This window comes from Dorea amylophila (assembly GCF_025567265.1).
Taxonomy (GTDB): Bacteria; Bacillota; Clostridia; order Lachnospirales; family Lachnospiraceae; genus Dorea_A; species Dorea_A amylophila.
In genome coordinates this window covers 126,998-143,210 of the sequence record NZ_JAOQJW010000004.1, presented here as the reverse complement: position 1 = coordinate 143,210, position 16,213 = coordinate 126,998, and the positions used below count along the sequence as shown (strand labels likewise).

Genomic DNA, 16,213 nt, shown 5'->3' with positions numbered 1-16,213 from the left:
TTTCGTAAAAAAAACAATAAATTGTGTTGTTTTTTGAGACTCTGCAAGTTATATGGGCAGTGAAAAGCCCAGCCAGAAAAATAAATGAGGAGTGAAACGTCAATATGGAGAAAAACAGAATTCGTCCTATTAAAAGTGGAAAAAGTTCACGAATGAGTTATGCCCGACAGAAAGAAGTCGTTCAGATGCCTAACTTGATCGAAGTTCAGACAGATTCTTACAAGTGGTTTCTGGATGAAGGGTTAAATGAAGTGTTCGATGACATTTCCCCAATTACAGATTACAGTGGAAAATTAAGCTTGGATTTCGTGGATTTTACTTTGTGTGAGAATGAAGTGAAATACACGATTGATGAGTGTAAAGAACGTGATGCAACATATGCTGCACCTCTGAAAGTCAAAGTAAGACTTCACAATAAAGAGACAGATGAGATCAATGAGCATGAGATCTTTATGGGAGATCTTCCACTGATGACAAGAACAGGTACCTTTGTGATCAATGGTGCGGAACGTGTAATTGTCAGCCAGTTAGTTCGTTCTCCTGGTATCTATTATGCCATTGCACATGACAAATTAGGTAAAAAACTGTATTCAGCTACCGTAATCCCGAACCGTGGTGCATGGCTGGAGTATGAGACGGATTCTAATGACGTTTTCTATGTACGTGTAGATAGAACAAGAAAGGTACCGATCACTGTGTTGATTCGTGCATTGGGAATCGGTACAAATCCGGAGATCATCGAACTCTTCGGAGAAGAGCCGAAGATCCTGGCAAGTTTTGAAAAAGATGCTGCAACGAATTATCAGGAAGGACTTCTGGAATTATATAAGAAGATCCGTCCGGGTGAACCTCTGGCAGTAGACAGTGCTGAAAGTCTGATCACAAGTATGTTCTTTGATCCGAGACGTTATGATCTTGCAAAAGTAGGACGTTACAAGTTCAATAAGAAGCTTGCGTTAAAGAACCGTATCAGTGGTCAGGTGCTGGCAGAAGATGTTGCAAGCCCAATGACAGGGGAAGTTCTGGCAGAAGCAGGAACCAAGATCACAAGAGAACTGGCTTCCGCAATCCAGAACAATGCAGTTCCATATGTATGGATCAGCGTAGAAGAGACAGAACGACCGATCAAGGTACTTTCAAATATGATGGTTGACCTTGATGCTGTTGTTGATGTGGATCCGGAAGAAGTAGGGGTTACAGAGCAGGTATATTATCCTGTGCTTGCTGGAATTCTGGAAGAGACAGCCGGAGACATTGATGAATTAAAGGATGCGATCAAGAGAGATATTCACGATCTGATTCCAAAGCATATCACAAAAGAAGATATCTTAGCTTCTATTAACTATAATATGCATCTGGAATATGGCATCGGAACAGATGATGATATCGACCACCTGGGTAACAGACGTATCCGTTCTGTAGGAGAACTGCTTCAGAATCAGTACAGAATCGGTCTTTCTCGTCTGGAAAGAGTGGTTCGTGAAAGAATGACAACACAGGATATGGAGGGCATTTCTCCACAATCCCTGATCAATATCAAACCTGTAACAGCAGCAGTGAAAGAATTCTTCGGATCTTCCCAGCTGTCACAGTTCATGGATCAGAACAATCCGCTTGGTGAGCTGACTCATAAGAGACGTCTTTCAGCGTTGGGACCTGGTGGTCTGTCAAGAGACCGTGCAGGATTCGAGGTACGAGATGTACACTATTCTCACTACGGAAGAATGTGTCCGGTAGAGACACCTGAAGGACCTAACATCGGTCTGATCAACTCTCTTGCAAGTTATGCAAGAATTAATGAGTATGGATTTATCGAGGCTCCATACCGTAAGATCAACCATGATGATCCGACTAACCCGGTAGTTACAGATGAAGTTGTATACATGACAGCGGATGAAGAAGATAATTATCATGTAGCACAGGCGAACGAGCAGTTAGATGAAGAAGGACATTTTGTACGTAAAAATGTATCTGGTCGTTACCGTGAAGAGACACAGGAATATGAAAGAAGAATGTTCGATTATATGGACGTATCTCCTAAGATGGTATTCTCTGTGGCTACAGCTTTAATCCCATTCCTTCAGAATGATGATGCGAACCGTGCCCTGATGGGATCAAACATGCAGCGTCAGGCAGTACCGCTCCTGTTTACCGAGGCTCCGGCAGTAGGAACAGGTATGGAAGAAAAAGCTGCCGTTGACTCCGGTGTATGTGTGGTCGCTGAAGAAGGCGGTACAGTAGAACGTTCTACTTCTACAGAGATTACAGTTCGTCAGGATGACGGAAAACTGAAAAAATATAAATTAACAAAATTCCAGAGAAGTAACCAGAGCAACTGTTATAACCAGAGACCAATCGTCTTCAAAGGAGACAGAGTCGAAAAAGGCGAGGTTATTGCAGATGGACCATCTACATCTAATGGTGAACTTGGACTTGGAAAGAACCCGCTGATCGGATTCATGACATGGGAAGGTTACAACTACGAGGATGCTGTTCTGCTTAGTGAAAGACTGGTGCAGGATGATGTATATACTTCTATTCATATTGAAGAATATGAAGCAGAAGCACGTGATACAAAGCTTGGACCAGAAGAGATCACACGCGACATTCCAGGTGTTGGTGATGATGCATTGAAGAATCTGGATGAAAGAGGAATCATCCGTGTCGGAGCAGAAGTCCGTGCCGGAGATATCCTGGTAGGTAAGGTTACTCCTAAGGGAGAGACAGAGCTTACAGCTGAAGAAAGACTGCTTCGTGCAATCTTCGGTGAGAAAGCCCGTGAAGTAAGAGATACTTCTCTTAAAGTACCTCATGGAGAATATGGTATTGTAGTGGATGCAAAGGTATTTACAAGAGAGAATGGTGATGAGATGTCACCTGGAGTAAACCAGTCAGTCCGTATCTATATTGCACAGAAGAGAAAAATCTCTGTCGGTGACAAGATGGCCGGACGTCATGGTAACAAGGGTGTTGTTTCCCGTGTACTTCCGGTTGAAGACATGCCATTCCTGCCGAATGGACGTCCACTGGATATCGTGCTGAATCCACTGGGTGTACCGTCACGTATGAATATCGGTCAGGTCCTGGAGATTCACCTGTCCCTGGCTGCAAAAGCACTTGGATTCAACATCGCAACTCCTGTATTTGACGGAGCGAACGAGATTGATATTATGGATACTCTTGATCTGGCAAATGATTATGTCAACTTAAGCTGGGAAGAGTTTGAAGCAAAACATAAAGAAGAACTTCTTCCGGAAGTACTGCAGTATCTGTCAGACAACAGAGAACACAGAAAACTCTGGAAAGGTGTTCCGCTTTCAAGAGATGGTAAGGTCCGCCTGCGTGACGGACGTACGGGTGAGTACTTCGACAGCCCGGTAACCATCGGACACATGCATTACCTGAAACTGCACCACCTGGTAGACGACAAGATCCATGCACGTTCTACAGGTCCTTACTCACTGGTTACACAGCAGCCATTAGGAGGAAAGGCTCAGTTCGGTGGACAGCGTTTCGGAGAAATGGAGGTATGGGCACTGGAGGCTTATGGTGCATCATACACACTGCAGGAAATCTTGACTGTGAAGTCAGATGATGTCATCGGACGTGTGAAGACTTACGAAGCAATCATCAAGGGTGAGAATATTCCTGAACCGGGAATTCCGGAATCCTTCAAGGTATTGCTCAAAGAGTTACAGTCACTCGGACTGGACGTACGTGTCTTACGTGATGACAATACAGAAGTGGAGATTATGGAAACTTCCGATATGGGAGAGACAGATTTCCGTTCTCTGATCGAGGGAGACAGAAGATATCGTAATGATGATGACGAAGACTTTGGTAAACACGGATACAGCAAACAGGAATTCCAGGGTGAAGAGCTGGTTGATGTAGAAGAAGAACCAGAATCAGACGATGATTTCGATATGAATTTTGAAGAAAATGATGACTATGATTTCGGCGATTCATCTGATGATGAATAGGAAGGGGTCCAAAGTATGCCAGAAAATAATAAGGAACAAACTTATCAGCCAATGACTTTTGATGCGATCAAGATCGGTTTGGCATCACCTGAAAAGATTCTGGAATGGTCAAAAGGAGAAGTTACCAAACCAGAGACCATCAACTATAGAACTTTAAAACCTGAAAAAGACGGACTGTTCTGCGAAAAGATTTTCGGACCAAGCAAGGACTGGGAATGCCATTGTGGAAAGTACAAAAAGATCCGCTATAAAGGTGTGGTCTGCGACCGTTGTGGTGTTGAAGTAACAAAAGCAAGTGTACGTCGTGAGCGCATGGGCCATATCGCCCTTGCTGCTCCTGTATCGCACATCTGGTACTTCAAGGGAATTCCAAGCCGTATGGGACTGATTCTTGATCTGTCCCCGAGAACATTGGAAAAAGTACTGTATTTCGCTTCTTATATCGTACTGGATAAAGGTGAGTCAGATCTGATGTACAAACAGGTATTATCAGAGGCTGAATATCAGGAAGCAAGAGAAAAATGGGGAAGCACATTCCGTGTAGGAATGGGTGCAGAATCCATCAAAGAACTTCTTGAGAACATTGATCTTGAGAAAGAATATACAGAATTGACAGAAGGCTTGAAAGGTGCAACCGGACAGAAACGAGCAAGAATCGTAAAACGTCTGGAAGTAGTAGAAGCTTTCCGTGAGTCTGGAAACAAGCCAGAATGGATGATCATGACAAATATCCCGGTTATCCCACCGGATCTTCGTCCAATGGTACAGCTGGATGGCGGACGTTTTGCGACATCTGACCTGAATGATCTGTACAGAAGAATCATCAACAGAAATAACCGTCTGAGACGTCTTCTTGAATTAGGCGCACCGGACATTATTGTTAGAAATGAAAAGAGAATGCTTCAGGAAGCTGTAGATGCCCTGATTGACAATGGCCGTCGTGGACGTCCGGTAACAGGACCTGGTAACCGTGCACTGAAATCTCTTTCCGATATGCTGAAAGGTAAGTCCGGACGTTTCCGTCAGAACTTGCTTGGTAAGCGTGTTGACTATTCCGGACGTTCCGTTATTGTTGTAGGACCGGAACTTAAGATCTATCAGTGTGGTCTGCCGAAAGAAATGGCAATCGAGCTGTTCAAACCATTTGTTATGAAAGAACTGGTTCAGAACGGAACAGCACACAATATTAAAAATGCTAAGAAGATGGTAGAAAGACTTCAGCCGGAAGTATGGGATGTTCTGGAAGAAGTAATCAAAGAGCATCCGGTTATGCTGAACCGTGCCCCTACACTGCACAGACTTGGTATTCAGGCATTTGAACCGATTCTTGTAGAAGGTAAGGCTATCAAGCTTCATCCACTGGTTTGTACAGCGTTCAACGCCGATTTCGACGGAGACCAGATGGCTGTCCATCTTCCACTTTCCGTAGAAGCACAGGCAGAGTGCCGTTTCTTACTTCTGTCACCGAACAACTTACTGAAGCCGTCTGATGGTGGTCCGGTAGCCGTTCCTTCACAGGATATGGTACTTGGTATCTATTATCTGACTCAGGAGCGTCCTGGTGCCAAGGGAGAAGGCATGATCTTCAAGAGCTTCAACGAAGCACTTCTTGCTTATGAAAATGCTGCCGTAACACTTCATTCACGTGTAAAAGTACGTGTATCCAAGAAGATGGCAGATGGAACAGTGAAGACAGGAACGGTAGAATCTACAGTCGGACGTTTCATGTTTAATGAGATCATTCCACAGGATCTGGGATTTGTAGACCGTGAAGTAGAAGGAAATGAATTGCTTCTGGAAGTTGATTTCCATGTAGGAAAGAAACAGCTGAAACAGATTCTTGAAAAAGTCATCAATACACATGGAGCTACTGCTACAGCAGAAGTACTCGACCATGTAAAGGCTATGGGTTACAAGCTTTCAACAAGAGCTGCCATGACCGTATCCATTTCTGACATGACGGTACCTCCGCAGAAACCGGAGATGATCAAAAATGCACAGGATACTGTAGATAAGATTACAAAGAACTTCAAACGTGGTCTCATTACAGAAGAAGAAAGATATAAAGAAGTTGTAGAGACATGGAAAGCAACTGACGATGCCCTTACAAAGGCGCTGCTTGACGGTCTTGATAAATATAACAACATTTTCATGATGGCAGATTCCGGAGCCCGTGGATCTGACAAACAGATCAAACAGCTTGCAGGTATGCGTGGTCTGATGGCCGATACAACAGGTCATACGATCGAGCTGCCAATTAAATCAAACTTCCGTGAAGGTCTTGATGTACTGGAATACTTCATGTCTGCACATGGAGCTCGAAAAGGTATGTCCGATACAGCTCTTCGTACAGCCGATTCAGGATATCTGACAAGACGTCTGGTAGACGTATCACAGGAACTGATCATTCACGAAGTAGACTGTGCAAAACCGGGAGCACCGATTCCTGGAATGTATGTAAAAGCATTCATGGATGGAAACGAAGTGATTGAAAGTCTGCAGGATCGTATCACAGGACGTTATATCTGTGAGAACATCGTAGATAAAGATGGTAACATCCTTGTAAAGGCAAATCACATGGTAACACCGAAACGTGCAGAGCTGATCTGTAAAAAGGGTGTTGACGAGAAGGGCGAGCCGCTGACACAGATTAAGATCCGTACAATCCTTACATGCCGTTCACATAGTGGTGTATGTGCAAAATGTTACGGATCCAACATGGCAACAGGTGAGCCGGTACAGGTTGGAGAAGCTGTCGGAATCATCGCCGCACAGTCAATCGGAGAACCTGGTACACAGCTTACTATGAGAACATTCCATAGTGGTGGTGTAGCCGGTGGAGATATCACACAGGGTCTTCCTCGTGTCGAGGAGCTTTTCGAGGCAAGAAAGCCTAAGGGACTTGCAATTATCACAGAAATCGCAGGAACTGCTAACTTAAATGACACGAAGAAGAAACGTGAGATTATTGTGACAAATAAAGAAACAGGTGAATCCAAAGCATATCTGATCCCTTATGGATCACGTATCAAGGTGGCTGACGGCGCAGAACTGGAAGCCGGTGATGAACTGACAGAAGGTAGTGTAAATCCACACGATATTCTGAGAATCAAAGGACTTCGTGCTGTACAGGATTACATGATCCAGGAAGTTCAGAGAGTATATCGTCTGCAGGGTGTAGAAATCAACGATAAGCATATCGAGGTTATCGTTCGTCAGATGCTGAAGAAGATACGTATCGAAGAGTCCGGAGACACAGAATTCCTCCCGGGAACAAATGTTGACAGACTTGAGTTTGAGGATGTAAATGAAGCTTTGGAAGCAGAAGGTAAAGAACCTGCAACAGGTGAGCAGATCATCATGGGTATTACAAAAGCTTCCCTTGCTACGAATTCATTCCTGTCTGCCGCTTCCTTCCAGGAGACAACAAAAGTCCTGACCGAAGCTGCTATTAAGGGTAAGGTTGATCCGCTGGTAGGTTTGAAAGAGAATGTTATCATTGGTAAACATATTCCTGCCGGAACAGGTATGAGAAAGTATCGTGACATCAAGTTGAACACAGAGATGGAAATGGAAGACGAACTGGATTTTGAGGACGATTTTGATTTTGAATTCAAAGATGCAGATGAGATGAATCAGGAGATTACTCTTGATGAAGGAACAGAAGATGCAGTAGAAGATATTGCAGAAGAAACAGTTGCTGTATCTGAAGATGAAGAATAAAATATAAGTCAAATAAAAAGAAAGTGTTCACACTGAAAAGTGTGGACATTTTCTTTTTTTAATGAAGAATAAGTTAATATCACTAACGTTTACTGTTATTTGTATATATAAATTGACTTTTATATTCAAAAAGTTTATAATAATTGTCAGTGAGAATCAGCGAAAATAGTAACAGATTCTGTCAACATTTTAAGAAAGGTTGGGGTTCTATTATGGATCAAGGTAAACTTACAAGAATATTAAAATCAATGGAGGAGCATGAGGTTCCGCAGATGATCGTTTCTGACCCGGTTGCGATCTTCTATCTGACAGGCAAGTGGATTTTCCCAGGAGAAAGACTTCTGGCATTGTATCTGAATGTGAACGGAAATCATAAAATGGTAATCAACAAATTATTTCCACAGGAATCAGATCTTGGCGTAGATATTATCTATTATGATGACATTGAAGACGGAGTAGAGATCTTAAGCAAGTATGTAGATAAAGATAAGACAATGGGAATTGATAAAACATGGCCGTCAAAATTCCTTATTCGTCTGCAGGAGTTAGGCGGAGGAAGTAAATTTGTAAATGGATCTCCGATCATCGATTATATCCGTATGGTAAAAGATGAGAAAGAAAAAGATCTTATGAGAAAATCTTCTAAGTTAAATGATATTGCTATGGAAAAGATCATTCCATGGGTAGCAAAAGGATTAACTGAGAAAGAATTAAATGCAAAAATGCGTGAAATTTACAAAGAAATCGGATGTGAAGATGTATCGTTCGATCCAATTACAGCATACGGACATGGCGCTGCAGATCCACATCATGTAACAGATGATTCTAAAGGAAAACGTGGAGATTGTGTAATTCTTGATATCGGTGGATTTAAAGATAACTATGCATCGGATATGACAAGAACTGTATTCATCGGTGAAGTATCTGACCGTGCAAAAGAAATTTATGATATCGTAGTTGAAGCAAACAGAAGAGGTATCGAAGCTGCCAAACCGGGAAATAGAATGTGCGATGTTGACCTTGCTGCAAGAAATTACATCGAGGAAAAAGGATTTGGCGAGTATTTCACACACAGAACAGGACATTCTATCGGACTGGAAGATCACGAATTTGGTGATGTATCATCTGTTAATACTGACATCATCAAGGTTGGACAGTGCTTCTCAGTAGAGCCGGGAATCTATCTCCCGGATGAGAACATCGGTGTTCGTATCGAAGACCTTGTAATCATCACAGAAGATGGATGTGAAGTTCTGAATGACTTTACAAAAGACCTGATCGTTGTACCGGAAGAGTAAAATATCAGAATACATATTTCGTACAGAAATGGAGAAAATGCAGATGACAAGAGATCAGGCGTATGAAATCTTAACAAAATACATGAAAGGTGAGAATTATATTACCCATTCTCTGGCAGTTGAGGCTATTATGAAGGGATTGGCCAAACGTCTTGCGCCGGACGAGGTGGAATATTGGGGAATTGCAGGATTGCTGCATGATCTGGATGAAGAGCAATGTGACTGGGAGCATGACTTAAGTGTACACGGACCGACATCGGTAGAAATCTTAAAAAAAGAAGGGATTGATGATCCTGTATTATTTGGAGCGATTTGTGCACATAATCCGAAAAGTGGCGTGAAAGCGAAAACAAAAATCCAATATGCACTTCTGGCGGCAGATCCAATGAGTGGTTTCTTAAAAGCGGTTGCGCAGATTTACCCGGATAAAAAGATTGCAAGTGTAAAAAGAAAGTCTGTTATAAAACGTTTTAATGAAGCACGATTTGCGAAAGGTGCCAATCGTGATTATATGGAAAGTATTGAATTTACAGGGCTGATGCTGGAGGATCTGATTGATATCGGATTGGAAGAAATGTGTGCGATCTCTGATGAATTAGGATTATAACAAAGTATAAAAATGGTGTTGTAAGAAATATAGATCTTACAACACCATTTATAATATATCACTAATTATTCATAACGCTCATCGATGACACGTTTTGTCTTCTTTTCGCTTCGAGGTAATAATCCGATTTCAACAACTTTAACTAACGGTGTAAAGCCTATGCGGCTTTTGACGGTAGCTGCGATTCGTTTGGCAAGATCAAGGAAGTCAACCGTTCCATTTGTTTCAACATAGATTCGCATGGTGTCTTTTCCGTCAAGATGAGAAATGCGGATCTGATATTCACTGGATACTTCAGAAAATCCTTTTAAGATTTCCTCAATCTGAGCTGGGAACACATTTACACCCTTGATCTTCATCATATCATCGGTACGTCCCATAATAGTATCGAGCCGTGGGAATCTGCTTCCGCAAGGACATTCTCCCGGAATGATGCGGGAAAGATCATGTGTGCGGTAGCGGATAAGAGGTGCTCCTTCTTTGACCAGGGTGGTAATGACGATTTCTCCGAGTTCTCCGTCCGGAAGTACCTCACCGGTTACAGGGTCGATGATCTCAATGTAAATATAATCATCCCAGTAGTGCATACCACAGTCATAGGAACAGCTGATTCCGATTCCCGGTCCATAGATTTCCGTCAGGCCATAGATATCATAGAGTTCAATTCCAAGTTCTTCCGTGATACGCCGGCGCATTTTTTCACCCCAGCGTTCAGAACCAATGATTCCTTTCTTCAGATGGATCTTGTCTTTGATTCCTCTTTTTTGGATTTCTTCTGCAAGAAGCAGGGCGTAAGAGGAAGTAGAACCGAGAACGGTTGTTTTCATATCCATCATCATCTGAAGCTGTTTGTCGGTGTTTCCGGGTCCCATAGGAATAACCATGCTTCCTAATCTTTCGGCACCTGCCTGAAATCCGATTCCGGCAGTCCAGAGTCCGTATCCGGGTGTGATCTGGATACGGTCCAGATTTGTAAGACCGGCCAATTCATAGCAGCGTTGAAACATGATTGCCCAGTCGTCTACATCTTTCTGAGTATATGGAATGATGACCGGCAGTCCGGTGGTACCGGAAGAAGAGTGGATTCGGACAATCTTTTCTTCCGGTGCGGTCATCAGACCAAGAGGATAAGCATTTCTTAAATCATTTTTCTCAGAAAACGGAAGCTTTTGAAAATCTTCCGCTGACTGTATACTGGTAACACCGGCTTCTTCTAATTTCTTTCCATAGAAACTTTCCGCTTTCAGGAGCGCCTGTATCTGATTATTTACCTGTGCGATTTGTGTCTCTGTAATCTGCATATGTCGTGTTCCTGCCTTTCTTTGTTATATGTTATAGTTTAATGCCCGGAGATTCATTTCATGGAATTTCTCGGGAAGTGTATATTTCATAATGTCTTCAATTTCAGAGATTGTAAAGTCCAGTACTCCGGTCCGTATGGCTGCGCCAAGAAGCACCATGTTCAGTACTTTGGAAGAATCAATGTCTGCACATGCCTGATCTGCATTTACAAGAGTCAGATTAGGAACAGCCGCTTTTAGATATTCAAGCATCTGAGGTGCATCATAATCTGATCCGCTTAAGGTAGCAGTAACTGGTTTTACAGCTCGGGTGCTGACAACAATATGTCCGTGGTCTTTGAGATAGGGAAGCATACGGACTGTCTCACCTGGTTCGAAGCCGATGATCAGGTCGGCAGTTCCTGTTTCAATCATTGGCGAATAGAGATTATCACCCATACGAAGATGACTGAATACACTACCACCACGCTGAGCCATACCGATGGTCTCGGCACTCATGACAGGAATATCTTTACTCATAGCTGCTGCGGCAAGAAGTTTGGAAGCGAGGACGGTTCCCTGACCGCCGACGCCGCACAGGACAATGTTTTTTTGATTATTCATGTTTTTTACCTCCTATAATAGCAGCTGCAGGGCATACCTGACTGCATAATCCGCAGCCGGTACACATCGTATCATCAATGCAGACATTACCGTTGTCAAGTACAATGGCAGGGCATCCAAGTTCACGGATACATTTTTTACATCCGATACATTTTTCGGCATCTATATGAAGAGAAAACGCCGGCTTGGTGATGGCTATACATGGTGATTTGAATATAATAGCTTTTACACCTGTCTTATCAGCCATTTCCCGGACGCATGCTACAGATGAGTTCAGATCCAGCGGATTTACAGTCTTAACATCTGTAACGCCGATTCCGCGGAGGACTTGTTCGATATTAATCTTTTGCACGATCTCCCCCATCACTGTGCGGCCGGTTCCAGGGTGTGGCTGATGTCCGGTCATGGCTGTGGTAGAGTTGTCCAGAACGATCAGTATCATATTCGCCTGATTGTACACGGCATTGACAACACCTGTGATCGCAGAGGCGAAGAAGGTCGAGTCTCCGACAAACGCAAAGCATGTGGTGTCAGGTTCCACTTTTTCGATACCTTGTGCAATATTCAATCCGGCACCCATGCACAGACAGGTATCAACCATATCGAGAGGAAGGGCATTTCCGAGCGTATAACATCCGATATCCCCGCAGAAAACGGTTTTCTTTCCTTTCATAGCTTTTTTTACGGCGTAGAAAGAAGCTCTGTGAGGACATCCGGCGCAAAGTACCGGCGGGCGGACCGGCAGTGCCGGCGGTTCCGGAAAATCAGTGGTGACAGGGGAGGTAAGACCAAGAAATGTATTAATATAGGTAGTTATAGTGTCACGGGTGTTTTCTCCGGCACAGGCAGTATGACCACTGAGTTTTCCGTTAATTCTGGTTGGAAGATGATATTTTCCGCATATATAGATCAGCTCACGTTCGATGACCGGATCAAGTTCTTCCAGGCAGAGAACTTCATCAAGTCCAGAAAGGAAATCTACTGCTAATTTTTCCGGAAATGGATGAGGCGTGGCAATTTTTAAAGTCTTTACCATACCGGTCTTTTTTAATGTTTCCATCGTGTAGGTATAGCTGATCCCTCCGGTGGCGATTCCTTTTTTTGAATCCTTGAAAGCATCGCAGGATGGATGAATCGTATTTTTCTCATAAGAAGAAAAGATATCGGATAATTCCTGGTTACGTGCTTCGATTTTTTTGTGATTCATGAAAGATAATCTAGGAAAGATAACCCAGCGTTTGGAATCTTTGATAAAACCTTCCGGCTGGTGGTGGGTATATTCTGTCTCATCTTTTACCATGATAGACGCGTAGCCATGACAGACACGTGTGGTTGGACGTAAGAATACCGGAGTACCGTATTTTTCTGAATATTCAAAAGCTTCCTGGATCATCTCATAAGCTTCCTGTGCCGAAGATGGGTCAAAGCAAGGCAGCTTGGAAAATCTGGAAAAATGTCTGGTATCCTGCTCTGTCTGAGAAGAAATCGGACCCGGATCATCTGCTACGAGAATGACCATTCCGCCTTTGATCCCGACGTACTCGAGACTCATCAGCGGATCGGAAGCAACATTTAATCCGACCTGCTTCATGGTTACCATGGATCTTGCACCGGCATAAGAAGCTCCGGCAGCCAGTTCCATGGCAGCTTTTTCGTTCACGGACCATTCCACATACACATCATCCGGCCGGTGTTTTGCTATAGTTTCCAGAACTTCCGTAGAAGGGGTTCCGGGATAACCGGCTACGACATTAACTCCGGCAGCAACTGCACCGAGGGCAATTGCTGCATTTCCCATTAAAAATTCTTTATGCATAATCATATCACCTCTAATTGTACGAATTCGTTATTTAAATAGTATAATATGTCTGATAAAGAAATGCAATCTTTTGGTAACGTGATAAAGTGGAATAAAGCAAGGGAAACGAAGAATGTCTTTTCGGGAATACAAGGATATGATAGAATAACACTACCAGATAGATTGTGACAGGTATCAGAAAATAAAAAGAGGTATGTAAGATGAAAAAATATGATTATTTAGTAGTCGGGTCAGGATTATATGGGGCAGTGTTTGCCCGTGAAGCAAAAAAAGCGGGGAAATCTGTTCTGGTAATTGATAAACGTCCGAATATTGCGGGAAATGTATATACAGAGGATGTAGAAAAAATTCATGTACATAAGTATGGTGCACATATTTTTCATACAAATAATAAGAAAGTATGGAATTATATTACGCAGTTTGCGGAGTTTAACAGATTTACGAATTCACCGGTAGCGAATTATAAGGGTGAGTTATATTCACTTCCTTTTAATATGTATACATTTAACAAGATGTGGGGAGTGGTGACACCGGAAGAAGCAGAAGCGAAGATAGAAGAGCAGAGAAAGGAAATTACGGGAGAGCCAAAGAATCTGGAAGAACAGGCAGTTTCACTGGTTGGAAGAGATATCTATGAGAAATTGATCAAGGGTTATACAGAGAAGCAGTGGGGACGTGACTGCACAGAACTTCCGGCATTTATTATCAAGAGACTTCCGGTGCGTCTGACATTCGACAATAATTATTTCAATGCAATGTATCAGGGAATTCCTGTGGGAGGGTACACGAAGATGGTAGAGAATCTTCTGGATGGCATAGAGATCCGTCTGAACACAGAATATCTGGAGCATAAAGAGGAATTAGATGCGCTGGCAGAAAAAGTAGTTTATACAGGACCGATCGATGCTTATTTTGAATATAAACTCGGAACGTTGGAGTACCGCTCTGTAAGATTTGAGACGGAACTTTTAGATAAGCCGAATTTCCAGGGGAATGCAGCTGTAAACTACACAGACAGAGAGACGCCTTGGACACGTATCATCGAGCATAAGTGGTTCGAATTTGGAAAGGATTCAGAAGGAAATGATATTCCAAAGACTGTGATCAGCCGGGAATACAGCTCTGAATGGAAATTGGGTGACGAACCATATTATCCGGTCAATGATGAAAAAAATGGAGCATTGTACGCAGAATACAAAAAATTAGCGGAAAAAGAAGAGAACGTGATCTTCGGAGGCCGTCTAGGGGAATATAAATATTATGATATGGATGCTGTCATAGCATCAGCGTTAGAACTCTGTGAAAAGGAACTTGGAATTATAACTGGGTAATAATGAAAAAAGTATGCATAGAAGCAATTGTCTTTGCACATATGCATACTTTTTTGCTATTTTTGCTTGAACTTGAGTCTAATACCAACTATAATGGGGGCAGTTGCTTTGTAAAAGATAGACGATATATTATTTTAGGAGAATAGATATGGGAAGATATTTCGGAACAGATGGTTTCCGTGGCGAAGCCAATAATAACTTAACAGCAGATCATGCGTACAAGATCGGAAGATTTCTCGGATGGTACTATGGAGAAATAAAACGTCAGAATGGTGATGATACACCGGCACGTATTGTAATTGGAAAGGATACGAGACGTTCCAGCTACATGTTCGAATATACATTGGTAGGTGGACTTGTTGCATCGGGAGCAGATGCTTACCTGCTTCATGTTACAACAACACCATCTGTTGCTTATGTGGCAAGAACGGATGAATTTGATTGCGGGATCATGATCTCTGCAAGTCATAATCCGTATTATGACAACGGAATCAAACTGATCAACGGTAATGGCGAGAAGATGGATGAGGGAACGATCGCACTGGTAGAAGACTATCTGGATGGCAAACTGGAAGTATTTGGGGAAAAGTATGAGGAGATTCCATTTGCACATACATCTAAGATCGGACGTACGGTAGACTATGTATCAGGAAGAAACCGTTACATCGGATATCTGATTTCACTTGGACTTTATTCTTTCAAGGGTGTGAAAGTCGGACTGGATTGTGCGAACGGAAGTTCATGGAATCTGGCAAAGTCTGTATTTGATGCACTTGGAGCCAAGACATATGTGATCAATGCAGAGCCGGACGGAACGAATATCAATAACAATGCAGGATCTACGCACATCGGCGGCCTGCAGAAATTTGTTGCCGAGAATGGTCTGGATGTTGGATTTGCATATGACGGAGATGCTGACAGATGTCTCTGTGTAGATGAAAAAGGGAATCTGATAGATGGAGATGCGATTCTTTATATTTATGGAAAATATATGAAAGAACGTGGCAAACTGGAAAACAATACGGTTGTTACAACAGTTATGTCTAATTTTGGATTATACAAAGCGTTCGATGAGGCAGGGATTGATTATGCAAAGACTGCAGTCGGAGACAAATATGTATACGAATATATGACAAACAATGGATGCATTCTCGGAGGAGAACAGTCCGGCCATATTATTTTCTCAAAATATGCTTCCACAGGAGACGGTATCCTTACCAGTCTTAAGATGATGGAAGTTATGATGGCAAGAAAGAAGAAAATGAGTGAACTCATGGAAGGGCTTCATATTTATCCACAGGTTCTGGAGAATGTACGTGTGACAGATAAGAAAGCAGCGCAGGACGATGCGGATGTACAGAGCGCGGTACGGGCAGTAACAGAAGCCCTTGGAGATACCGGACGTATCCTTGTGCGGGAATCCGGAACAGAACCACTTCTCAGAGTTATGGTAGAAGCAGAGACAGAAGAAATCTGTAAAAAATATGTAGATCAGGTTGTAGATGTCGTTAAGAAAAAAGGATATGTGATCGGCTAAAGCAGCGGACC

Annotated in this window: 9 protein-coding genes; 6 read left to right on the top strand and 3 right to left on the bottom strand. The window is 42.7% G+C overall.

The features are described from left to right. Positions 1-104: 104 nt before the first annotated feature. The 4 genes from rpoB to OCV72_RS03495 all read left to right on the top strand — a co-directional run bounded on the left by rpoB (position 105) and on the right by OCV72_RS03495 (position 9,611). On the top strand, positions 105-3,983 hold the full coding sequence (rpoB, locus tag OCV72_RS03510; protein ID WP_055281967.1) for a DNA-directed RNA polymerase subunit beta: 3,879 nt from the start codon (positions 105-107) through the stop codon (positions 3,981-3,983). A gap of 15 nt (positions 3,984-3,998) precedes the next feature. Then, complete coding sequence (rpoC, locus tag OCV72_RS03505; protein WP_055281965.1) at positions 3,999-7,706, top strand: DNA-directed RNA polymerase subunit beta'; 3,708 nt, start codon at positions 3,999-4,001, stop codon at positions 7,704-7,706. A 212-nt stretch (positions 7,707-7,918) separates the two neighbouring features. Then, positions 7,919-9,004: a M24 family metallopeptidase gene (locus OCV72_RS03500; RefSeq protein WP_028087897.1), complete on the top strand. Its 1,086-nt coding sequence runs from the start codon at positions 7,919-7,921 to the stop codon at positions 9,002-9,004. A gap of 43 nt (positions 9,005-9,047) precedes the next feature. Continuing rightward, the gene (locus OCV72_RS03495; RefSeq protein WP_049947128.1) at positions 9,048-9,611 is read left to right on the top strand and encodes an HD domain-containing protein; all 564 of its coding nucleotides are present in this window, start codon (positions 9,048-9,050) and stop codon (positions 9,609-9,611) included. Positions 9,612-9,676: 65 nt separating this feature from the next. Here OCV72_RS03495 and OCV72_RS03490 read toward each other — a convergent pair whose 3' ends face one another. From OCV72_RS03490 to iorA, 3 genes are read right to left on the bottom strand one after another with little or no spacing between them, the layout of a single operon-like run. Then, the gene (locus OCV72_RS03490) at positions 9,677-10,912 is read right to left on the bottom strand and encodes a phenylacetate--CoA ligase family protein (RefSeq protein ID WP_055281963.1); all 1,236 of its coding nucleotides are present in this window, start codon (positions 10,910-10,912) and stop codon (positions 9,677-9,679) included. A gap of 24 nt (positions 10,913-10,936) precedes the next feature. Then, a complete protein-coding gene (locus tag OCV72_RS03485) occupies positions 10,937-11,515 on the bottom strand; it encodes an indolepyruvate oxidoreductase subunit beta (RefSeq protein ID WP_055281961.1) in 579 nt (192 codons plus the stop codon). Beyond that, a complete protein-coding gene (gene iorA / locus OCV72_RS03480; RefSeq protein ID WP_055281959.1) occupies positions 11,508-13,331 on the bottom strand; it encodes an indolepyruvate ferredoxin oxidoreductase subunit alpha in 1,824 nt (607 codons plus the stop codon). Before iorA ends, OCV72_RS03485 begins: the two co-directional genes overlap by 8 nt. A gap of 203 nt (positions 13,332-13,534) precedes the next feature. On the opposite strand from iorA, the gene glf reads away from it, so the two are divergent. Both glf and glmM read left to right on the top strand, forming a co-directional pair. Then, positions 13,535-14,665 (top strand): UDP-galactopyranose mutase, encoded by a 1,131-nt coding sequence (gene glf / locus OCV72_RS03475; protein WP_055281957.1) that lies wholly within the window; start codon positions 13,535-13,537, stop codon positions 14,663-14,665. Between the two features lie 148 nt (positions 14,666-14,813). Further along, positions 14,814-16,202 (top strand): phosphoglucosamine mutase, encoded by a 1,389-nt coding sequence (glmM, locus tag OCV72_RS03470; protein ID WP_055281955.1) that lies wholly within the window; start codon positions 14,814-14,816, stop codon positions 16,200-16,202. The last annotated feature ends 11 nt before the right edge of the window (positions 16,203-16,213 follow it).